This is a genomic window from Larkinella arboricola (assembly GCF_003259745.1).
GTDB classification, from domain to species: Bacteria; Bacteroidota; Bacteroidia; order Cytophagales; family Spirosomataceae; genus Larkinella; species Larkinella arboricola.
On the sequence record NZ_QLMC01000001.1, the window covers coordinates 578,713 to 600,849 of the forward strand.

Consider the following 22,137-nt stretch of genomic DNA (forward strand, 5'->3'; position numbering starts at 1 on the left):
GCCCGACGCGGTTATTATCGGAGCAAAGCAGGAATATCGACCAGCCAGGCAATCATTAGGGTCAGGATGAAAAGACTGACCATCAGGATCATGAGCCAATCAGGCTGCCAGGGCTCCCGGGTGGTGGGTTTGGTAGGCCGCACACTGCTGGGGGAGCGCGCCAGATGGCCCGAATTGGCTCCAAACGGATGGTTATGCCGGAATTTAGAAGTCATATTGTGTTGATATTGACACGCTTGACTACAAAAGAAAAGTAAATTTCTTAAACTGGACTAAATGAGACCTTAGAATTTACTTAGAAGTTGATCTGGCGGGGTTTACTCCTCCCGAAGAACATACCCCATTCCAAACTGCGTGTGGATAAGCTTCTTGGGAAAATCTTTGTCAATTTTTTTTCGCAGGTAATTGATATACACCTCCACCACGTTCGTGCCCGCGTCGAAGTTCAGATCCCATACCTGCGCGGCAATGTCGGCTTTTGAAACTACCCGCCCCTGGTTGCGCATCAGAAATTCGAGCAGAGCAAACTCACGGGCGGTCAAATCAATGGAGTGGGCGTCGCGCGTTACGGTTTTGGCGTCCAGATTCATTTCAATGCCCGCAAACCGGAGCGTCTGGGCGTTCATCTCGACCTGCCGGCTCCGCTTGGTCAGGGACCGGATGCGGGCCAGCAATTCAGCAAATTGGAATGGCTTGGTCAGGTACTGGTCTGAACCTACGTCGAATCCCATCACTTTGTCGCTGGTTTCATCCAGAGCCGTCAGAATCAGAATCGGGGTTGTGACGCCCTGAGCCCGCAGTTGCCGAACGAGTTCGAAGCCGTTGATGCCCGGAATGATGACATCGGTAATGATGGCGGCATACGAATTTTTCAGGGCCAACCGTTTGGCAATCAGTCCGTCGTAGGCAATGTCCACTTCAAACTGTGTTTCTTCCAGCCCTTGTCGGATTGCGTGCAGGGTTTTGGGTTCATCTTCAACCACTAAAATCTTCATAATCAGAGAGCCGATCGTTGGTTACCTAACCATACCCGGTGCAGATTGTTATGGGAATTCGGCGTGGCAAAAAAAGCATTAGCCAGGTTGTTAAGCAAATTCTAAGCAGTTCTTAACGTACTTCTAAGCTCCCCCCGGTTGTTTTGCATGGGAAGAAAGGCAATTGTTCGGTATGATAGAGACCCGGATCGCTTGATTCTTCCTGAAGTTAGCAATGTATAGCGCGTTTTTAGGTTTGTCTAAAATGCCGGATAGCCATCGGAAAAGAGTTCGATGGCTATTTTGTTGCCACTCAATGCAATAGAAACAACGCAATCAGCCAGTACTTAAAAATTGACATCTGACTTTTGAGGGAAGTTAAGGCTTTATAGAGCAGATTGGCAACCGACTGGCGATTAATTTCCATCAGTTCCGAAATTTCCTCGTTTTCCAGACCCTTGTAAAATTTTAGAAAAACTACTTCCTGCTGCCGTCTGGGCAGACCCGCAATGGCCTGACGGATTTTGCGCTGGCTTTCAGAGTCGGTTTCGCTCTTCTCAATTTCGGTTTCAACGGTTTCCCAGTCCGAAACCTGATCAACTTCCTGGAACATGGGCACCGAAACCGCGTGCTTGCTTCGCCGAAACTCCTGCAACAACTGATTCCGGAGCGACTTGAAAAGGTAAATCGATACGTACTGAATGGATAGCGACTGCCGTTTTTCCCAGATATTAATAAAAATCTCCTGAATCGAATCTTTAATAAACTCCCGGTCGGTCGTAAAATTAACCGCGTAGCCAAACAGCGCACGGTACTGCGATTCGGCTAATTGACAAAACGCCATCTTGTCTCCGGCTTTCGATCGCTGCCAGAGATCCAGTAAATGGTCATTTTCCTCAATAATACGTTGTCGATGATCCAAAGTAACCAGCACCTCATTGTTAACAGAAGGTAAAATAACAGCATTAATTGGTAAAACATAAATAAAAAATCGCTCGTTTGCGATTTATACAAGTAATAGCCGTTAAAATCCCAGGTTTCCGAAATAAAATTTGTATTAAACGTGGATTAGGGGCTAGGCGCTGTGGGTGGTTTGACAAATTAAAATGCGTGGGCCACCCGCAGCGCCCGGTTCCTCTACTCCTTAAATTCGATGCTGGTCAGCTTTAGAATATCGTCGTTGGGTTTATCCCGTTTGATGGCAACAAAGTATACATCGTGTTTACCGCTGACGGGTTTGGTCACCTTGCCGGTCAGAAATTTCATTTTGTTCCAGTCTCCGCTGGGAGCGTAGGTTGTCCGGCTGATGACCGGTCCGGCCTGCGAGTCAATTCGTACCTCAATTTCGCCCGTGTTGTTCTCCGACGCGTATTCGTATACAAACTGGTTGATGTGGGTCAGGTCGATGTTTTTCAGCAGAATGTACGCCTTGTGGCCACCCGGCGACAGATTGTTGCCAAACCGGGCAAACCCAACGTAGGCATCTGCGTAGATTGACTTGACTTTCGCGTTGCGCAGCGTAACGCTTTCTGTACCCGTAAGCGGCCCCACGGCTTGACCGCCCTTGTCGGTATACGAGGCCAGCAGCGTGTATTGCCCCCGTACCTCGTCTTTTTGATGGTCGTTCAGTGTGAGTGAACCCTGTAACGGAAGCGGTTTTGGATCGCGTGGCTTGTCGGTGAGCGAGAAAATATACCGTACCATTTCCTGCGCGTCAGCGTCGGCAATCTGCGGGTGGGCGCTCATGACGTGCACGTTGCCCCAGTTGCCGCCCCCACCTTTGATGATTTTCATCGCCAGCTTCTCAATTGCACCCGTTTCACTTTTATAACGTTGTGCCACCGCCAGAAACGACGGCCCCACCGATACGTTGTTAATCGTGTGACAGGCTTTGCAATCGCTGGCGTCCATCAGCATCTTGCCTGGCGGATTGCTCACCAGCACCGACGTGGGTGTTTTGGCCGCGTTCGGGTCGAGCGTGCTCGGCTGCGGGTTGTAAACATAAACGAATTTGATGCGCTTCGGATCAATTCTGCCGTCCTCCTTGTCCTGCACATTCACGGTATAGGTAAACGGTTTTCCTTCCCAGAAAAAAGATTTATTCTGGGGACTGGCAATGACGATGGCTGGTTTGCTATTCCCCACTTTTACCAGTATCGTGTCCCGGCCCACCAGCCCGGCCCGGTCGGTGACGCGGAGAATGGCTTTGTAAACACCCGGTCTGCTGTAGGTATAACTGGAGTTCGGTGTCGTAGCGCCCACGGTTTTTCCGTCGAACAGCCATTCGTAGTTCACGGCGTCGTCATCGTCCAGATCGCGGGTGCCCCGGCTGCTGAACTGCACCCGCAACGGCGCAGGTCCGGCGGTTTCGCGCAGCATCGGGAAGTTCCGGCGTTCGGAGGTCAGGAAAACCGTGCGGTCCAGGCGGTTTTCCACCGCCGTGTCCTGTACGCTGGCCTGGGCCACGGGCGGGCGGTTGCCGGTGTTGTACTCAATCTTCACCAGCCGCGCATCTTCGTTATCCGCGCCATAAACAGAGCCGTATTCCAACATATACATCACGCCGTCCGGTCCAAAGTCGAGGTCGATGGGTCGCCGGAAATCGCCGTTGCCGGGCATGAACGGTTCGCTGCGGACATAGTTTTCGTTCTGATCGAAGGTCAATGCCAGCACCCAGTTACGCATCCAGTCGAACACAAACAGCTTGCCGTCGTAATACTCCGGAAACTTACTGGCCGACGATGAATTTTTGTTGTAAGTATAAAACGAACCCGCCATCGCGCTGCGGCCCCCGGAACCGAGTTCCGGAAACTCCTCCGAAGGTGTATACGGATACCAGATCATGGCGGGCATAGCCGGTGGGAGTTGATTCAGACCGGTATTGTTTGGCGAAGTATTGACCGGAGCCGCCGGATCGAATTTCGGACCAGCGGTTTTGGCCGCAAAATCCCACTTGGCGTAGGCGTAATTGTTACCGACAAAATACGGCCAGCCGAAATTTCCGGCTTTTTTAGCCTGGTTAAACTCGTCGTAACCACGCGGCCCCTGCGGCCCTTCCTGACCCGCATCCGGCCCGATTTCGCCCCAGTACAGAACCGATGTTTTCGGATTGACGGCAATGCGGTACGGGTTTCGGCAGCCCATCGTGTAAATCTCCGGACGGGTTTTGGCGGTTCCTTTCGGAAACAGGTTGCCGTTGGGAATGGTATAGGTACCGTCGGATTCGGGGTGAATGCGGAGAACCTTGCCTTTCAGGTCATTGGTGTTGGCCGACGAACGCTGGGCATCCAGGCTGTAAAATTCCGCGCCGGGTCGCTCGTCCATCGGCGAATAACCGTCGGACGGAAACGGGCTGGAACTGTCGCCGGTCGAGAGGTACAGATTCCCATCCTTGTCCCAGGCCAGCGAACCGCCGTGGTGCGCCCCACTGGCTTTCTGCACCGGCACTTTCAGCAGCACTTTCTCCGACGCCAGATCGAGTGTGTTGTTGGCCTTCACCGTAAAGCGAGAAAGCTGAAAATTGACCGGTTCCTCGGTTTGTCCGGCGGGCGCATAATACACAAAAATGTGCCCGTTTTTGGCAAAATTCGGGTCAACCGTGACACCGATCAATCCCGTACCGCCCGCGTTGGTAACCGGGAATTTATGCACCAGTGCCTGTTTCCGGGTTTTTGTATCGTATACCGACAGGTTGCCGAGCAACTCCGTAAAGAAGATACGGCCGTCGGGCGTAATGGCCAGTTCCATCGGCGAAGCCAGGTCGTTGACCAGCACGGTTTTGACGAAGCGGTTGGGCTCCGGCGTCACCTTGGCGTAGGCTTTCCGGTAATCCAGCGGTTTGCCGTCGCCGATGGCGTATTTAATACCGCCCAGCAAATGCTTGAGAAACAGCGGTTCGCTGAAGCTTTCGTCGGTATGGCCGCTGCCGGTGTAAAACGCCCGCCCGCCGTCGAACTCGTGGTACCAGCTAATCGGGTGATTGGCCCCGTTGGTGCCGCCTTCGTAGCTGCTTTCGTCAAGGTAGGCCAGCGCTTTGATGCCGGTATAGAACGAGCGGTAGTTATACCATTCGTCGGTCCGATCCCAGCGGTCGGGCAGTAAGGCCGTTGCCGCATGGCGTTTGTTGGTCACCTCGACGGTGGCTTTCCGAACATTCGGGTTGTGCGGATGGCTGGCAAAATGCGCGCCCATCAGCTTGCCGTACCAGGGCCAGTCGTACTCCGTATCGGCAGCCGCGTGAATGCCCACGTAGCCGCCCCCGGCCTGAATATACCGTTCAAAAGCCGCCTGCTGTTCGCCGTTCAGGACATTGCCGGTGGTGTTGTTGAAAATAACCGTTGCATACTTCTTCAGATTTTCGTCCGTAAACAAGGCCGAATTCGTGGTCGTATCCACCAGAAAGTTATTTTCCTGGCCCAGCTTCTGAAGGGCCGCAATGCCGAACGGAATGGACGTATGTTTCCAGCCCTTGGTTTTTGAAAACACCAGCACACGAACCGGGTCGGCTATCCGGGCGGTCATGCTGGCGTGAAACAGAAAAGCAAAACTGAGGATAAAAAGGGAACTGATTCGCATGAGCAACGACATGGTCAGGCTGGCAAATTAACGGTTTTTATAGATTTTTCTTTTTTAGCTCTTTAACGGCATAATCTGCGGCCCGGGCGGTGAGCGCCATGTAAGTCAGCGACGGGTTTTGCGTGGAGGTGGAAGTCATGCAGGCCCCGTCGGTAACAAACACGTTTTTACAGTGGTGAAGCTGGTTCCACTCGTTGAGCAGTGAGGTTTTGGGGTCTTTACCCATCCGCACCCCGCCCATCTCGTGAATATCAGAACCGGGCGCGGCTTTGGAATCTGTAGCTTTGATGTTGGTAAAACCGGCTTTGGTAAACATCTCCGTAAACTGTTCGAGGTAATCCCGGATCATCCGCTCGTCGTTGTCGTCCCAGTCCGCCGAGATCCGCAGCGTCGGAATGCCGTATGGGTCTTTCTGCTCTTTGTCGAGGGCCAGAAAACTGGTTTCTTTCGGGATGGTTTCGCCCATCATCCAGGCACTGACGCCCCAGTTTCCCCATTTCCGGTTCAACAGTTGCTCTTTCAAACCGGCCCCGATACCTTCCTGCGTCGCGTACATCCCGCGTCCGGCCCCGAAACCCACGGCGTAACCGCGCAGAAAGTCCATTTCCTGTTTGTGCAGATTCCGGAATCGGGGAAAGTAGCTGTGGGTCGGATTTTTGCCGTCGGTGGCCCTGTCGGGAAAACCGTCAAACTCCGCCGACATTCGGCCCCGGTAATTATGCCAGGCGATGTATTTGCCCAGCAATCCGCTGTCGTTAGCCAAGCCGTTCGGGAAGCGGCTGGAGGTCGAATTCATCAGAATCAGGTTACTGTTGAGCGCCGAACCGTTCACAAAAATGATCCGGGCGTAAAATTCCAGCATCTGCTTCGTATTCGCATCCACCACCCGAACGCCGGTTGCGCGCCCTTTTTTCTCATCGTAAATAATTGAATGGACGACGGAATGAGGCCGCAGCGTCATCCGACCGGTTTTTTCGGCCCAAGGCAGGGTAGAGGCATTGCTGCTGAAATACCCGCCATACGGACAGCCCCGCACGCACAACGCCCGGTGCTGGCATTTGGCCCGGCCCTGCGCGGTATGAATCGGCTGTGGACTGGTGATGTGGGCGCAGCGGCCCTGAATCAGATGACGGTCTGTATAATTTTTGGCAATTACGTTCTGAAAATGCGTTTCGACGCAGTTCATTTCAATGGCGGGCAGAAATTCGCCGTCGGGCAGGTGGGGCAACCCGTCTTTATTCCCGGAAATCCCGGCAAATTTTTCGACGTAACTATACCAGGGGGCAATGTCGTTGTAGCGAATGGGCCAATCGACCGCAAAACCGTCGCGGGCGGGCCCTTCAAAATCAAAATCGCTCCACCGCTGCGTCTGGCGCGCCCACAACAGCGACTTCCCGCCGACGTGGTAGCCGCGCGTCCAGGTAAACGGTTTATCTTCGATATACGGTTGTTCGCTTTCCTTGATGGCCCAGTGCAGGGTTTCTTCCCGCATGAACGAACGGGCTTTGCCGTACTCGGCCCGCGTCGCCAGCGGCACCTGCCCCCGGTGCTCAAAATCCCAGGGGTTGAGGTTGGCGGTGGGGTAGTCTTTAACGTGTTTTACATCGCGGCCCCGTTCCAGCACGAGTGTTCGGAGTCCTTTTTCGCACAACTCTTTGGCCGCCCAGCCCCCGCTGATACCCGACCCGATGACAATGGCATCGTAGGTGGCTGCTTTAACGGCGTCGATTGTAAAATTTGCCATCGCTTATCTGGAAGAAATCGGTACGCAGCCGTAGTAATGGCCCGGAGTGGGTTGGTAATTATAATGCTTCGTCATGACGTACTCCGAGGTTGTGAAGCCCTGAATCGTCAGTTGCCGAACCAGCCTGTAAAAATCATTCAAAGCCGTTTCCGGGGCCTGTTCAATCGCTGCCAGCACCGCCAGCCGTTGCGGGGTGTTGCAGGAATCGAACGGTTTGCCGTGTTGCTGCCGGGCGGTTTCGTCTACTTTTTTCAGACCGTCGGCCAAAACCGTCTGCACGTCTTTTTCGTAGCAATCCGCCACCATCTTCTGGATAAAGGTCTGCACATTCAGGGCTTTGGCCCCCGGCGTATCGGTTTGGGGAATGATGGTATCGACGACTTCGGTTAGCACGGCATCGAGGTGAGGATCCAGAAAAGCCGATCTGGTTTGTACCGTGGCCGTGTTCCATCCGTGCGCCCAGGTAGGCAATGCCAGCAGGCCCCCGGCGGCCGTCGCCAGATTTTTAAGGGCAATTCTTCGTTTCATCATAGTACATTTGAGGTCAGGAGGACCTGATTATATGCATAAAGCAATTTGTTCTATAAATCTGCTTTATAGTTATAAAAAATGTTACTATTTTCTTACTGAAACGCCCCTTTTTACATGCTGAAGCTAAACCACATTCACCACATTGCCATTATCTGCTCCGATTACGAACGGTCGAAGCATTTTTATACAGAAATTCTGGGACTCGAAATTATGCAGGAGATTTACCGGGCCGCGCGCGATTCGTACAAGCTGGACTTGGCGCTGAACGGGCAGTACGTAATCGAACTGTTTTCGTTTCCCAATCCGCCCGTGCGCCCCTCGCGGCCCGAAGCGCTGGGGCTGCGGCATCTGGCGTTTGCGGTGGGTAACGTAGAAGAAGCAAAAGCCGCACTCGAAGCGGCTGGTGTGGAGGTGGAACCCATCCGGGTCGATGAACATACCGGACGGCGGTTTACATTTTTCAGTGATCCGGATGGGTTGCCTCTGGAGTTTTATGAAGGATGATTAGTGGGCCGTCGAAAGCTGCTGAACCCCCGTTTGCTGGCGGCAGTGCTCGTAGGCTTCGATGAGCCGGTTGTGATGCTGACGGGTTTTGAGCCAGGTTCGGGCGGACGTCTGCTGAATCATTTCCTGCATGCAGGGATATTTGGCAAAGGCCGCTTCCAGGTTACGGCGGTTTAATGACAGGACTGGCTCGTCGGGCGTCACGCTGAAAAAGTAGTGCTCCGTGGCGCCCTCCCCAAATTCCGACTGGCGGTAGAGCGTCAGCGTTTTTTCTTCCACCACTTCGTAGGTGTTGCCCAAATACAGCCGGTACAGCGTGCCGTTGGTCTGCTGATAGCCCCAAAGCTGCTCGGTCGGCGCGGTCTTTTTCTGGCCCGAATCCGTCGTGACCTGCACCTGGTACGGATGCCAGTGAACCTTCACAGCCCGTACGTCTGGTTTTTGGACCTGATAGCCACCCGCATCGTTACGGTAAACCAGTTGATAGTGATTCCGGGGAGTTCGGCACCCCTGAGTCAGGAGTAAAACCGCCCATAAGCCAATTAAATACCGCTTCATTTCCGGCTGGCGTTTACGGCCTGACCGTCGCGGATCTCTTCCGAGGCAATCCGGACAATGGGTTCACCGGCCCGCAATCCGCCGAATACTTCAACCAGACTATCGAGCGTATTGCCTTTTTCTACCGTCACCCACTCAGCTTTGTTGTTGTTGACGCGAATCACGAAGGTTTTTTCGCTGGAACTGACCACGGCGGTTTTCGGTACAAAAAGGGTGGCCGCTGTCCGTTCAACGGGCAACCGCACCTCGGCATACATGCCCGGTTTGAGCAAATTCGCTTTGTTATCCACATCAAACTCGGCCATCATCGCCCGGTTGGCTTCTACCAGACTCTGGGCACTCCGGGCCAGTTTCGCGTTAAACTGCTGCTCCGGCATGGCAGTGACGCTAAACGACACCGTACTCTTGCCGGGCAATTGATTGGCGAACGTTTCGGGAACGGCCACCGTCAGGCGCAGCGTCCGGCTGTCTTCGAGCACAAATAACGGCTTGGCGTTGCTATCACCCGCGCCGACCAACGCCCCCGCGCTGACGTTCCGCTCGGTGATGATGCCGTCGAACGGAGCCGTGATGGTCAGGTATTGTCGAAGTTCCTTTTTGGTCTGGTAGTTCGACCGGCTGGCCTGAATCGTTCCGGTTGCTGCGGCCACCGTTGCGCTGTCGGCCAGCATCCGGGCTTCGGCCTGATCGAGTTCGTGCAGCGAAACAGCTCCTTCTACTTTGCTGGTTTGCAGCAGGCGGTTATACGTCAGTCGACTGGCCCGAAAACGGGCTTTCTGCTCATTGATGGCGGCTTCCTGCGCCTGCAACTGGGCTTCGGCCTGACTCAGTTCCGACAGGACTTCCGGCGCATCGAGTACTGCCAGCACCTGCCCTTTGCGAACGACAGAACCCCGGTCAACGCGCACATCGCGGATGAACCCTTTCACTTTAGCGTACAGGCTTACCCGGTTCCAGGGCTTTAGTTCGCCCGGCAGAACAATCTGTCTACTCGGACGCATGGTTTGGACTTCCGTGGTGGCAACCTGTTGCGTTTCAGGTTCTTTAACGGTTTTCTTTTCTTCACTGGAAGCTGAGGAGCAGGCCGCCATACCGGCTGCGGCAACAACAGGCCAAACGAGGTTTAAAAGCGGTTTCATGCGACAGTACTCAGGGGTTGATTATAGAATTTGCTTTCCGGATCTTCCGGATCGAGGGATACCGATTGGAGCGTGGCCTTGGTCTGGAACTGCGTAAAGACGCAGGGCAGAATCAGCAGGGCCGCCAGCGTAGAGGCAATCAAGCCGCCGATCACGGCCTGACCGAGCGGGGCAATCTGATCACCGCCTTCGCCCATGCCCGATGCCATCGGCGTCATCCCGGCAATCATGGCGATACTGGTCATCAGAATCGGACGAATCCGGCTGTTGGCCGCCAGCACCACGGCTTTGCGCGTATCGCCGGTTTCCAGCCGCAAATTCTCCGCATTCGTCACCATCAGAATGGCGTTGGCCACCGACACCCCCACGGACATGATCAGGCCCATGTACGATTGCAGGTTCAGGGTAGCTCCGCAGGCCAGCAGCATCAGCAGCGCCCCGGCTACTACCGCCGGAATTGCCGCCAGAATCACCAGTGACAGCTTGAACGACTGATAGTTGGCTGCCAGAAGCAGGAAGATAATCACAATGGCGACGAGCAGACCGGTTTGCAAACTGCTGAGTGTATCGGTCAGCAGGTTGGTCTGGCCCCCCATTTCCACAATGACGCCCCGGGGCGGTTCGCCCGCGTTTTTGATGGCTTGTTCAACGGCTTTCTGCGCCGAGCCGAGGTCTTTGTTGTGCAAATTGGCCGTGATCGTTACCAGACGGTTCGGACCGGCGCGGTCGTACTCACCGGGAGCCGTGCCTTCCGTAAAGGTGGCGACGTCCGACAGCAGCGGGCGCATCTGGCCACTCCGCAGCGGAATGTTGCCAATGTCGCTGGCGCTGCTCATTTTGTATTCCGGAATCTGCACCTGTACCTGATACGCCAGCCCTTTCGATTCGTCGAGCCAGAGGTTTTTGTCGGTAAAACGGCTGGATGAGGTAGCAGCCACCATCGACCGGGCCACCTGCGTGGATGTAACACCGAGTTGCCCGGCACGTTCGCGGTTTAGCGTAACGTTCAGGATGGGGTACTGCAACGGCTGGGGAATCTGCACGTCGCGCAGAAAGTCGATTTTTGCCATTTCGGCCCGAATCTTGTTCGCAAACCGTCCGGCTTCATTCAGGTCTTTGGCGGCCACGGTCACCTCAATCGGCGTTGACGCGCCCTGGCTCATGATTTTTTCGGTCAGCTCAATCGGTTCAAACGAAATCCGGGCCGTGGGCAGGTCTTTGGCGATGCGTTCCCGCAGTTGTTCCTTCAGGTTATCCATCTTCACCGGATGTTCTTCGTTGAGCGACACCTGTAAGACGGCTTCGTGGGGGCCGCTGTTGAACACAAAGATGTTGGACGTACCGTAGCTGGACGGCACCGTGCCGACGTAGGCCGACGAAATATCCACGTTTTCGGCCCCAACGGTTTCTCTCAGAATATCCAGCACTTTCAGTGTGGCCATTTCGGTGCGTTCTACCCGCGTTCCGTCCGGAATCCGCAGGCGCATCTGGAACTGGTGGCTGTTGCCGTGCGGCAGAATGTCCGTTCCGATCACCATAAAACAGACGACGATAATCGCCAGACTGCCCGCCAGATACCCACCAACGACCAGTCCCCGGCGGTTCAGGATTTTTTCGAGCGCGTTGGAATACCGTTGCTTGAACTTGTCAAAACCGGTTGGATTTTTGGCCGGATGCGCGGCTTCGTCCAGCATCGCGTGACGCTCGTCCGCATCGAGGGCCAGCGTCGGCGCTTCGTGTTCAGGATGGCTTTTCAGCAGCCAGTTGGCTAATACCGGCACGAAGGTTTGCGACAGCAGGAACGAGACAATCATGGCAAAACCCACTGAGAGCGACAGCGGCAGGAACATCGAGCGCGGCACCCCGCTCATGACGAATGCGGGCGCAAAAACCGCCAGAATCGCCAGCAGAATCAGGAATTCCGGGAACACAATCTCTTTACAGGCATCCCAGATGGCAACGGCTTTCGGTTTGCCCATTTCAAGGTGCTGGTGAATGTTTTCGATGGTTACCGTAGCCTGATCGACCAGAATCCCGATCGCCAGCGCCAGCCCCGAAAGCGTCATGATGTTGATGGTTTGCCCGAACAGGTTGAGCATCAATACAGCCGCCAGAATCGAGATCGGAATGGTCGTGATCACAATGATCACACTCCGCCAGTCGCGCAGGAAGAGCAGCACCATCAAACCCGTCAGCACGGCCCCTAGAATCCCTTCCGTCACCAGACTTTTGAGGGCGTTGGTCACGTAAACCGACTGGTCAAATTCGTAGGAAATCTTTACATCTTCCGGAACGGCGGCCCGCAGTTCGGGCAGGGCTTTCCGGATGTTGTTCACGACATCGAGCGTGGAAGCATCCGATTTTTTTACCACCGGAATATACACCGCCCGGCGACCGTTGACCAGCGCGTAACTAACCGTCACGTCGGCACCGTCTTCCACCGTGCCAACATCCCGTACAAAAACCGTCGGCCCGGCCCCCACGCGAATGGGAATGTTCAGGAAATCCTCCGGCCGTTTCACCAGCGAGTTTACCGGCGTCATCAGGGCTTTGTCGCCAATCCGGATGTTACCGGCGGGTGAGGGCTGGTTGTTGATTACAATTGACTTGATGACTTCCTCTGGTGTAAGCTGGTAGCTGCGCACCAGTTGCGGATCGACTTTGATAATGACCGTCCGCTGGTTACCCCCAAACGGCGGAGGACTGGAAACGCCCGGAATGCGGGAGAACATGGGCCGCACCCGCGAGGAAGCAAAATCTTGAATTTCGTTCAGCGAACGGCTCTGGCTTTCGAATACCAACTGCCCTACCGGTACTGAACTGGCATCGAACCGCACCACCTGGGGCGGCACGGTTCCTTCGGGCATGTAGGCTTTGGCCCTCGACACGTTGTTGGCGACCTCGGCAGCCGCCTGCGCCATGTCCGTACCCGGATAAAAGGAGAGTTTGATGAGCGAAAGGCCCTGAATGGTTTTTACGTCGATGTCGCGAATACCGGAAACGTACAGAAAGTGGTCCTGGTAACGAGTGGCAATAAAACCGTCCATCTGATCGGGGGCCATCCCACCGTAAGGCTGTACCACGTAGATGGTGGGCAAATCCAGATTCGGAAAAATATCCACCGGAATGGTCACCAGCGACAGCCCCGAAAAAAACAGGATACCGAGCACCAATACCACCACCGAAATGGGTTTCCGCAGGGCGGAACGAATGATTTGATACATAAATTGACTAGTTAAGCTGGTTCATGAAGATCGACAGGTCGCCCTCGGCTGCGGCTTTCAGGAGCAGAAACCGCCAGACGTTGCTGGTGGCCACATAGCCGTCGGTTTCGGCCCGGTTGAGGGTGACAAAACTTTGCAGCAGCGTGGGCAGATCGGCCAGGCCATTCTGATACCGGGCCTGGGCCTGGCTGTAGGCTTGCCGGGCCGCCCGAAGTTGAACGGGGGCTTGCCGGGCCTGTTCCAGACCGACGAGCAGTTGCGTTTCGGCTTCCCGGTTTTGCCGGTTGATGCGCAGTTGCTGGTCGTTGTAGAGTTGCCGGAACCGTTCAACCTGAAATTGTTCGGCGCGGTAATCCTGTTTGAGTCGCAGGGTATTCGTCAGATTCCAGCGGGCCACAACGCCGAACAGGTAGTTATAAGCCTGGTAGCCAAGGCCCCGGCTGAAATCCATGCGAAAAGTTTCGTCGGCGTTGGTAAAGCCCGAACCCCGCGCCCAGCCCGCTCCGACAAGCGAAATAGAGGGCAGCATGGACCGTTGCAGGGCTGTACTTCGGGCCGCCGAAAGGTTGATCTGGGATTGAAAAAGCCGCAGAACCGGGTTTTTCGGGGAAATAGAATCTGACTGGAAGGTGGTTTGGGGCAGCGTTGTGTAAAACCGCATGCTATCGACCCGCATATCGGGCTGGACCTGGCCGACCAGTTCCGAAAGCCGAAGCCGCTGCACCTGTTCGCGCTGTTCACTTTCCAGCAGTTGCAGCCGGGCGCGAATCATTTCGGCGGTGGCCAGTGAACTGTCGACGCCCGCCCGCATTCCGGAGCCAACGCCCGCATCGACCACGTTTTTGAAGGTCTGCGCCCGTTGCAGGTTGGCCCGCTGCACGTCCACCAGTTTCTGGTTGACCAGCAGCGTCAGGTAGGCGTCAATGATCCGGACCTGGTGCTGGAACAGTTCATTGTCATAATCCACCTGCGAGCGGTTTAGGTCGGCTTCGGCGGCTTTGACGGTGGCTTTCACCCGCCCGAAGTTGACGATTCGCCAGTCGATAACGGTGCTGACGAAGCTGCCGGTAGTGCCCTGGTAAATGTTGTCGGGCCGAATACCGCCGGAAGTACCCATGGCCGTTCCTTCGTTGGGAAAAAACGAACCGTTCAGGGCGTTACTGGTTCCATAGGTGTACTGATCCTGAACGATGATGCTGGGCAGAAACTCCGTTCGGCCAGACTGTAGCCGTTTTTCGGCACTCTGAATCTCGGCCTGTTTGGATTTCAGAAACGGATACGCCTGCGTGCCCTGTTCGATGGCCTGCCGGAGATTGATCGATTGCCCGACGGCCTGCTTCGGCAACAAACCGGCTCCCAGCAGGAGCAACCAGACGGTTCGGCTGCATCGCCGACGGCCAGCGGGTTCTTGTACGGTTTCCTGATCACGTGCTTGCTTCATTCCCTGTCTCCTGACCGGATTTTTGCTCCTTCACGGCCAAGGGACTACAAAACACGGTCTCAATGTTGGAAACATTTGGGAAAACGGGCGGAATAGAGAATATTGTTACACAGAGTTGATCAGAGGAGAGCGGAGTTGATCAGAGAATTTCCTGATAACCTCTGATTTTCGCTGATCAACCCTGTGTAATAACGTCTCCACGAAGTGTTTCACCGCCGGGCCACCTGCGCCCGGATGCGGCTTAGGGAGGGGCCTTTGATGCCCAGATACGAGGAAATATGGCCGAGCGAAACCCGGTTCAGAATGTCCGGGAAATTGTCCAGTAACGCCATGTAACGTTCCTCGGCGCTCTGCGTCAGCAAACTTTCTGACCGCATCTGGTTGAATAGGAAATACTGCTCGGCCAGCAACCGGCCAAAGCGCTCCCAGCCGTGCGACTGTGCATATAAGTGTTGCAGATGGTCGCGGTCGATCACCATCAGTTCGGCATCTTCCAGGGCTTCAATGAGATACGGGCAGGTTGTTTGCGTCAATAGCCCCTTCAGGGAAGTCAGAAAGGCGTGTTCCGGAATAAAGTACAGATTGTGTTCCTGCTCGGTTTTGGGATCAACGTAATAGACCCGGAAAAGCCCCTTCAGAATAAAGCCCACCTGCCGGCAGACGGAATTCTGAAAACTGAAATAGTCGTGCCGGGCCATGGTCCGGATGTGCCAGAACCCTTCGGCCAGTTGCCAGTCGGCTTCCGAAATTCCGGCAAATTGTTGCAGGTGGTGGTATAATGTTGCCTGTTTTGATGAAGTCATCCTTTAAGGTGCTGATCGGCCCGAAGGCGGTGCGAAAAATTTTGGGTGCGTCCGGCGCTTTTTAACGTAGGTGAAAAATAAGCCGAAAAGCGCCCTCTACCTTTGAGCCATCAAAAATAAATCACAAACCACTCAAAATCAGATTGCCATGAAAATTACACGGAATGCTTCTGCACATTGGGCCGGAACCGGCAAAGATGGTAAAGGAACCCTGACCACCGCCAGCACGGTTCTGAACCAGACTCAATATTCGTTCAACACCCGCTTTGCCGACGGCATTGGCACCAATCCCGAAGAACTGGTGGCGGCTGCCCACGCGGGCTGTTTTGCAATGCAACTGGCTTTTAACATTCAGCAGGCTGGTTTTGCCGCCGATTCGCTGGACGTGAGCTGCGCCGTGACGCTGGAAGATGGCGGCATTACGAGTTCAAAACTGACGCTCAAAGCCAGCGTGCCGGGTCTTGACCAGGCGAAGTTTGATGAACTGGTTGACCATGCCGAGCACAACTGCCCGATCTCGAAACTGTTCAATACCACCATCAGCGTAGATGCAACGCTGGCATAAGCGATTAAATAACGATTAAAACGGCGAAGGAGTGTTCAACTTCTTCGCCGTTTTCGTTTTATCAGTAGGTAATAGTCAAGAAGATACCGTTGGCGGAAGGGGTCGTGTAACCGAAACCTCCCAAATCTTTCCAACATTGGCTTTTACATTGGCGGCTATAAAAAGCTGATGACGCAATGAAAGTACTGGTGGTAGAAGATGAAAAAGGTCTGGCCGAAAGCATCACCGACTATATGAGCAAGGAAGGCTATCTTTGCGAAACGGCGAGCACATTCCGGGAAGCCGACGAGCGGATTTTTCTGTATAATTACGATTGCGTAATCGTGGACCTGACGCTGCCCGATGGTGACGGTTTTCAGATTATCCAGACGTTGAAAAAACTGCTGGCTACCACCGGCGTCATCATTATTTCGGCCCGTAATTCGCTGGAAGACAAAATCCGGGGACTGGAAATCGGTTCGGACGATTATCTGACCAAACCGTTTCACCTGTCGGAACTCAACGCGCGGGTGAAGTCGCTGATCCGACGGCGAAATTTTGGCGGTCATACCGAAATCCGGTTTAAGGAAATCGTGGTCAACCCGTTGGCCAGAAAGGTGTACGTAAACGGCCAACTGACGGTTTTATCCCGGAAAGAATACGATTTGCTGCTGTATTTTCTGTCCAATATTGACGTGGTGCTGACCAAAGTTTCCATTGCCGAACATTTATGGGGCGACAACATCGACTCGGCCGATTCACTGGACATGGTGTATTCGCACATTAAAAACCTGCGCCGGAAACTGCTGGAAAAAGGTGGGTCCGACTACCTTCGCTCGGTGTATGGAATTGGGTACAAATTTGGAGAATCTTGAAACTACTGGCTAAAACAAACCGCATTTACCTGGCTTTTTCGCTGGTTATCTACCTCTTCGCCGGGCTGGCCTTCTATCAGGTCGTCCGGTTTCTGATTTATAAGGAAGTGGAAAGCCGGCTGCGGGTGGAGCGGCTTGATTTTGAGAATTACATTCAGATTCATAGAGCCTGGTCGGATAGTACTTATTTCATCGAAAATAAAATTGATGTTGTTCCGGCGGGTTCGTCCGTCCAGAAGGCCGAGATGTTTATTGATACGCTGATCCGGAACCGGTACGATAACGAACTGATGCCCTTTCGGCAATTGACTTTTTATACCACCATCCAGGGGAAAATGCACCGGGTGGCGATTCGGAAGTCGCTGATCCAGTCGTATCAGCTCATTGAAGTCATTACAGTGACGATGGCGGCCTGTCTGGGGCTGCTGCTGCTCGGTACGTTCTGGTTTCAAGGCAAATTGTCGGGGCGGCTCTGGCATCCGTTTTACGAAACCTTGTCCCGCATCAAACGCTTCAACCTAGCAAGTGCAACACCCCTGCAACTCGACAAACCGGAGATTAACGAGTTTCGGGAACTGAACGAGGTGCTGCGCAAGATGGGCGACAAAATGCAGCAGGATTACCGGAGCCTGAAAGAGTTTACCGAAAATGCGTCCCACGAAATTCAGACCCCGCTGGCGCTGATCAACGCCAAAGTGGAGCAGCTCATTCAGTCGGAAAAACTAACCGAAACCCAGACCCGCTGGATCGAGGATATTTACCAGGCGTCCCGGCGCATGGCCCGACTGAATCAGGGTTTATTGTTGCTGGCCAAAATTGAAAACCAGCAGTTTACCCACAATCAGACCATTGACCTGGCGGCTTTGCTGGCCGAAAAGCTGGACGACATGGAGGAAGTGCTGCACCACAAACGGCTTTCGGTGCAGAGTCAGAACAACATACCGTTTGAAGTACAACTACCGATGCCGCTGGCGGAAAGTCTGGTGATGAACCTGGTCAATAATGCCATCAAGCACAACTACCCGGATGGGCGTCTGGAGTTGGTGTCGGACGGAAATCAATTGTGGCTTGGCAATACCGGCAGCCCACTCACGACGAACCCGGAGCGTCTGTTTGAACGGTTTAAGAAAGAAGGGTCGGGACCCGATTCGGTGGGGCTGGGTCTGGCCATTATCAAGGAAATCTGCGACAATTACGGCTTGCGGATACGGTATGAGGAGCACAACGGCTGGCACCGGTTCTGCATTTCCCGGAAGCCGGAGGAAGCGTAACGGGCCGTTTTACGCCACTCGCAAAAACCGTCGATACCGTTCGGTGGCATTGTATAGAGCCTGTTGCTGCGCGTCGGAGAGTGACGTAAACAAATGGGTTTCCAATTGCAGTTCGTTCTTTTGAAGCTTGCGGTTCCAGGTACCAACCACCCGCCCATCCACCACGATCACGGGACTGAAAATACCGTTTCCGGCTTTGGCTACCTGCGCCAGGTCCAGCCCGTCGAGCGGGGCGCTCCGGTCTTTGTAGGCCACCAGATACTCGTCGTAAACCGGCAGCAGGAAAGCCGTGGTTTCGGCCGGGCTCAAATCGGGTAGCGACGACGGCATCCAGTACGTTTGCCCCTCAACCGTTTTCGACATAAAATCGGCTTTAATAAGTTCAATACCGGCTCTGGCTTCGGTCAGCGTCAGGCTCGACCACCAGCTAAAATCCGCCAGCGTAGCCGGGCCGTGGCTGGTAAAATACCGTCGGGTGAGTTCGGCCAGGGCTTCGTCACGCGTCAGGCTTTTTGTTCTGGGTACCCATTCATCGAGCAGGACAAACGTAAACTCACTGCCGCACCGGGTTCCGTGACAAATCAGCCGGTCGAACGAAGCCTGTCCCCACAAAATACCCAGCCGGTTGTCGTGGGTCGGGATTCCGGCCTGCTCCATAGCTAGTTTCAACTCGCTGCGTTTCAACTGTTTTCCGCCCTCCAGTGCTTTTGTTATCACCTCATGGCTTTTGGCAATAATCGTTTCGTTCAGTTCCAGTCGGCGCAGATGATTGGCATACGTCGCTTTCGAACGCGGGTGAATCAGGTTCAGCAGCCAGTGAATGTCAGCCGCGGCCACAAAATGCAGGGTGCCTCGCATGGGCCAGGTGCGAATAATGGTCCGGTTGGTGAGTGCCTGTTCCATATCGGCATCCGTGCTGCCGGGCAGGCGGTTGCCGAGTGCCCATTTGCTGGCGGGATGATCCTGCGCCTGCACCGCCCCGAACCACGATACCACCTCGGCGGGTGTCTGAAAGCCGGTTTGCGTCAATTGCTGGTTGTAAAGCCGGTAGCGGGTGATGTCTGAAAGGGTCATGGTTTTTTAGAGACAAAAGAGAAAAGACTAAAGACAAGAGAGAAAAGAAAAGAGATAAAGGAGGGAGAAAAACGGCGGGTATCTGTCGGAAGTCTTTCTTCTCTTGTCTCTCCTCTCTTGTCTATTTCATTTCATCAGAAAATAAAAGCTGTAATCGGTCATGGGCGCATCCGTCAGGCCGACATTGCGGCCAATGGTGACGACCTGGCCGCGGTGGTAGGCGCTGTGGTACAGGCAGTGCTGGGTAAACTCAAGGCGGGAGCGGATGCCTTCGGCCCAGGGCGAGGTAAAGATCACGTTTTCCTGCCATTCGGCGGCCGTCAGCGATTGCAGATAGTCCGCCATTTCTACCGAATTGTCGGTGATTCCTTCAAAAACCGCGTCGAGCGTGCCATCGAAGCCCGACAATCGGAACGAGGGCAGAGGGGGTGTCTGTTTGAGGATTGAAAGCCAGAACCGTTGCGTATCCCAGATGTGTACCAGCGTCTCTTTGACACTCGGAAAGCTCGACGGAACCACTTGATCCATCAATTCGGCGGGTTTGGTTTTCAGCCAGTCAACAAGCCGCTGGTTGGCCCATTGGTTGTAGATAGCCTGGTCGGTCAGGAAGGATGCCAGGGTCAGTTCGGCTTTTGCGGCGGAAGTCAGTACCATGTTGCTGTTGGTTTTCGTGTACTGCAAAGAAACTATTACCTTGTGACAGCCTTATGTCAGCAGCAAATTCCGGTTTTCGGATTAGTTGAAAAATTTTTCCGGCTATTTTTTCATCGGACCTCCGTTTACGCCATGTCATCCGAACTTATTCAGCAGCAGATGCCGACGCCATTGGCAACGGCCATTGACCTCGACGCATATTTCCGGCGCATCGGCTACACGGGCGACCGCACGCCTACACTCGAAACACTTCGGGAGATCCAGCGGTTGCATACGGCCGCCATCCCGTTCGAAAACCTGAATCCGTTGCTGGGCATCCCGGTTTTGCTCGACCTCAATTCATTGCAGCAAAAGATGGTGAAAAATGGGCGTGGGGGTTACTGTTTTGAGCAAAACCGTTTGTTAAGTCAGGTTCTGAAAGCCCTGGGTTTCCGGGTGCGGGAACTGGCCGCCCGAGTGCTCTGGAACGTGCCGGACGGCGTTGTCAAAGCAATCAGTCATAAGTTGCTGAACGTGCAGGTGGGCGATGCGTGGTATCTGGCTGATGTTGGTTTTGGCGGCCTGTCGCCGACGGGTCCCGTACGGGTTGAGCTGGATACCGTGCAGACTACGCCCCATGAGCCGTTTCGGGTGGTTGACATAAACGAGGAAATGGGGTTGCAGGCTCTGGTGAAAGACGAATGGCGGTCGTTGTACAGTTTTACGTTACGCGAACATCAGTCGCCGGATTATGAGATGTTTAGCTGGTATTTGTGTAATCACCCCGATTCGTATTTTCTGAACAATCTGGCCGTTGCCCGCTCTACCGCCGACCGCCGGTATGGACTTCGTAACACGGTTTTTACCACGCATCATCTGGGCGGTGAGTCGGAGCAGCGCGAGCTGACCAGCGTGGCCGAAATTCGAACGGTACTGGAAGGCGTTTTTCAAATCGCCCTGCCCGACGTTCCGCACCTCGACGCAACGCTGCAACGGCTGATCGACGAAGTGGCCGAGACCCGGCACAAGACGGTTTAGTCCGTGCGGTTGGTGGCGAAACCGTCCTACCAGAGCGCAAAAAGGTGAAATCGCCAAAACTGGCGGAGGGCAAAACACGGCTTTCAGGAAGAATACGGTGTAAAACCGTTGCGGGGCAGGCCGTGCAAGCAGATTCACAAGATTGTTTTGGCCCTGTTCGCCTTGTGTATTAAATTTCAAGCTCCACTTTAACATCCTATCCATGAAGATCGAAAAAGTTTTTGAAAACAATCAGAAGTGGGTTGCTGAGAAACTGGCAATCGATGAAAACTATTTTACCAATCTGGCGAAAGGGCAAAGTCCCGAATTCCTGTATATTGGCTGCTCCGACAGCCGGGTGACGGCCGAAGATATCATGGGCGTTCAGCCGGGCGATGTTTTTGTACACCGGAACATTGCCAACCTGGTTAACAACGTGGATCTGAGTGTGATGTCGGTATTGAATTATGCCGTCCGGCACCTCAAGGTCAACCATGTTGTGGTGTGCGGGCACTACAATTGTGGTGGTGTCAAAGCGGCTATGCAGCCGGTTGATCTGGGCATTCTGAACCCCTGGTTGCGGAATATCCGTGATGTATACCGGTGGCACAAAGACGAACTGAACGCCATTGAAGACCTGGATGTCCGGTACAACCGCCTGGTGGAACTGAATGTCGAGGAGCAGGTCACCAACCTGATCAAAACGGCGGCTGTTCAGGAAGCATTCCGCGAGCGGGGGCTTCGGGTACATGGCTGGGTTTTCGATATTGCGTCCGGCAAACTGATCGATCTGAAAATTGATTTCGAGAAGAAGCTGAAAGAAATCATGGAAATTTACAACCTCAGCGACAGTCCCATGTAATGTAGAGTACACCAGTGGGCAGGATACGGAGCCATTGCCGGTAGCGCCAGCTAACGACAGTTGCCAGCTGTGCCGTACGAAAGCGACTAGTTTTGCCATTTCTCATCGGTCAGCGGTTGTCCGACGAGGGATGGCAACGCCATTTAAATAGGGGTACATTATAGCAATTTTCTTCAGAAGCGGTTACTCAACCAGCCGAAGCCGATACCCCGACGGGTCGGCTACTGATCATCCGCGTGTTTCCTGATTGTCTAAAACCGATAGCTAAAAAGCGGTTTGGGGCTTGTGCTTTTCTTTATTCTACTTAACGAAAAAAACTGCCCACCTGGGGCTTGAAACCCCGGTTGGCCTACAAATAAAAGCGATCC

General features: G+C 54.1%; 19 protein-coding genes. 6 read left to right on the top strand and 13 right to left on the bottom strand.

Translation table 11 applies throughout. From position 1 onward, the window contains the following. Positions 1–14 precede the first annotated feature (14 nt). The 6 genes from LX87_RS02315 to LX87_RS02340 form a co-directional block, all read right to left on the bottom strand. Positions 15–215: a hypothetical protein gene (locus LX87_RS02315; protein WP_111626552.1), complete on the bottom strand. Its 201-nt coding sequence runs from the start codon at positions 213–215 to the stop codon at positions 15–17. Positions 216–317: 102 nt separating this feature from the next. After that, positions 318–995, bottom strand: a complete 678-nt coding sequence (locus tag LX87_RS02320) for a response regulator (RefSeq protein WP_111626553.1) — start codon at positions 993–995, stop codon at positions 318–320. A 292-nt stretch (positions 996–1,287) separates the two neighbouring features. Further along, positions 1,288–1,818 carry an RNA polymerase sigma factor gene (locus tag LX87_RS02325; RefSeq protein ID WP_229310521.1) on the bottom strand — a complete coding sequence of 177 codons (531 nt, stop codon included), beginning with the start codon at positions 1,816–1,818 and terminating at the stop codon, positions 1,288–1,290. 293 nt (positions 1,819–2,111) lie between these two features. Continuing rightward, on the bottom strand, positions 2,112–5,549 hold the full coding sequence (locus LX87_RS02330; RefSeq protein WP_229310522.1) for a ThuA domain-containing protein: 3,438 nt from the start codon (positions 5,547–5,549) through the stop codon (positions 2,112–2,114). A gap of 37 nt (positions 5,550–5,586) precedes the next feature. After that, a complete protein-coding gene (locus LX87_RS02335) occupies positions 5,587–7,293 on the bottom strand; it encodes a GMC oxidoreductase (RefSeq protein ID WP_111626556.1) in 1,707 nt (568 codons plus the stop codon). 3 nt (positions 7,294–7,296) lie between these two features. Continuing rightward, on the bottom strand, positions 7,297–7,824 hold the full coding sequence (locus tag LX87_RS02340) for a gluconate 2-dehydrogenase subunit 3 family protein (RefSeq protein ID WP_229310523.1): 528 nt from the start codon (positions 7,822–7,824) through the stop codon (positions 7,297–7,299). A gap of 114 nt (positions 7,825–7,938) precedes the next feature. Between LX87_RS02340 and gloA2 the strand changes: the two genes are divergently transcribed. Beyond that, a complete protein-coding gene (gloA2, locus tag LX87_RS02345; protein ID WP_111626558.1) occupies positions 7,939–8,328 on the top strand; it encodes an SMU1112c/YaeR family gloxylase I-like metalloprotein in 390 nt (129 codons plus the stop codon). On the opposite strand, the gene LX87_RS02350 is transcribed toward gloA2, so the two are convergent. From LX87_RS02350 to LX87_RS02370, 5 genes are all read right to left on the bottom strand, one after another. Then, positions 8,329–8,886, bottom strand: coding sequence for a hypothetical protein (locus LX87_RS02350; RefSeq protein ID WP_111626559.1), 558 nt, complete (start codon positions 8,884–8,886; stop codon positions 8,329–8,331). Next, positions 8,883–10,025, bottom strand: a complete 1,143-nt coding sequence (locus LX87_RS02355) for an efflux RND transporter periplasmic adaptor subunit (RefSeq protein WP_111626560.1) — start codon at positions 10,023–10,025, stop codon at positions 8,883–8,885. The genes LX87_RS02350 and LX87_RS02355 overlap by 4 nt, the downstream gene beginning before the upstream one ends. Further along, positions 10,022–13,249, bottom strand: a complete 3,228-nt coding sequence (locus LX87_RS02360; protein WP_111626561.1) for an efflux RND transporter permease subunit — start codon at positions 13,247–13,249, stop codon at positions 10,022–10,024. The genes LX87_RS02355 and LX87_RS02360 overlap by 4 nt, the downstream gene beginning before the upstream one ends. 7 nt (positions 13,250–13,256) lie before the next feature. Next, positions 13,257–14,690 carry a TolC family protein gene (locus tag LX87_RS02365; protein WP_111626562.1) on the bottom strand — a complete coding sequence of 478 codons (1,434 nt, stop codon included), beginning with the start codon at positions 14,688–14,690 and terminating at the stop codon, positions 13,257–13,259. A gap of 209 nt (positions 14,691–14,899) precedes the next feature. Continuing rightward, positions 14,900–15,493 (bottom strand): Crp/Fnr family transcriptional regulator, encoded by a 594-nt coding sequence (locus tag LX87_RS02370; RefSeq protein ID WP_111626563.1) that lies wholly within the window; start codon positions 15,491–15,493, stop codon positions 14,900–14,902. A 148-nt stretch (positions 15,494–15,641) separates the two neighbouring features. Between LX87_RS02370 and LX87_RS02375 the strand changes: the two genes are divergently transcribed. The 3 genes from LX87_RS02375 (at position 15,642) to LX87_RS02385 (ending at position 18,183) form a co-directional block, all read left to right on the top strand. Continuing rightward, positions 15,642–16,058: an OsmC family protein gene (locus tag LX87_RS02375; protein ID WP_111626564.1), complete on the top strand. Its 417-nt coding sequence runs from the start codon at positions 15,642–15,644 to the stop codon at positions 16,056–16,058. 176 nt (positions 16,059–16,234) lie between these two features. Continuing rightward, positions 16,235–16,912: a response regulator transcription factor gene (locus tag LX87_RS02380; RefSeq protein WP_111626565.1), complete on the top strand. Its 678-nt coding sequence runs from the start codon at positions 16,235–16,237 to the stop codon at positions 16,910–16,912. After that, positions 16,909–18,183 (top strand): sensor histidine kinase, encoded by a 1,275-nt coding sequence (locus LX87_RS02385; RefSeq protein WP_111626566.1) that lies wholly within the window; start codon positions 16,909–16,911, stop codon positions 18,181–18,183. Before LX87_RS02380 ends, LX87_RS02385 begins: the two co-directional genes overlap by 4 nt. Positions 18,184–18,192: 9 nt before the next feature. Here the strand turns inward: LX87_RS02385 and LX87_RS02390 are convergent, their stop codons facing one another. Together LX87_RS02390 and LX87_RS02395 are read right to left on the bottom strand one after the other, a co-directional pair. Continuing rightward, entirely contained in the window at positions 18,193–19,257 is a 1,065-nt protein-coding gene (locus tag LX87_RS02390) for a winged helix DNA-binding domain-containing protein (RefSeq protein ID WP_111626567.1), read from the bottom strand. 126 nt (positions 19,258–19,383) lie between these two features. Continuing rightward, positions 19,384–19,911, bottom strand: coding sequence for a DinB family protein (locus tag LX87_RS02395; RefSeq protein ID WP_111626568.1), 528 nt, complete (start codon positions 19,909–19,911; stop codon positions 19,384–19,386). Positions 19,912–20,043: 132 nt separating this feature from the next. Here LX87_RS02395 and LX87_RS02400 point away from each other — a divergent pair, with 132 nt between their 5' ends. Together LX87_RS02400 and LX87_RS02405 are read left to right on the top strand one after the other, a co-directional pair. Next, a complete protein-coding gene (locus tag LX87_RS02400) occupies positions 20,044–20,928 on the top strand; it encodes an arylamine N-acetyltransferase family protein (RefSeq protein ID WP_211325263.1) in 885 nt (294 codons plus the stop codon). 202 nt (positions 20,929–21,130) lie between these two features. Then, on the top strand, positions 21,131–21,769 hold the full coding sequence (locus LX87_RS02405) for a carbonic anhydrase (RefSeq protein WP_111626569.1): 639 nt from the start codon (positions 21,131–21,133) through the stop codon (positions 21,767–21,769). The last annotated feature ends 368 nt before the right edge of the window (positions 21,770–22,137 follow it).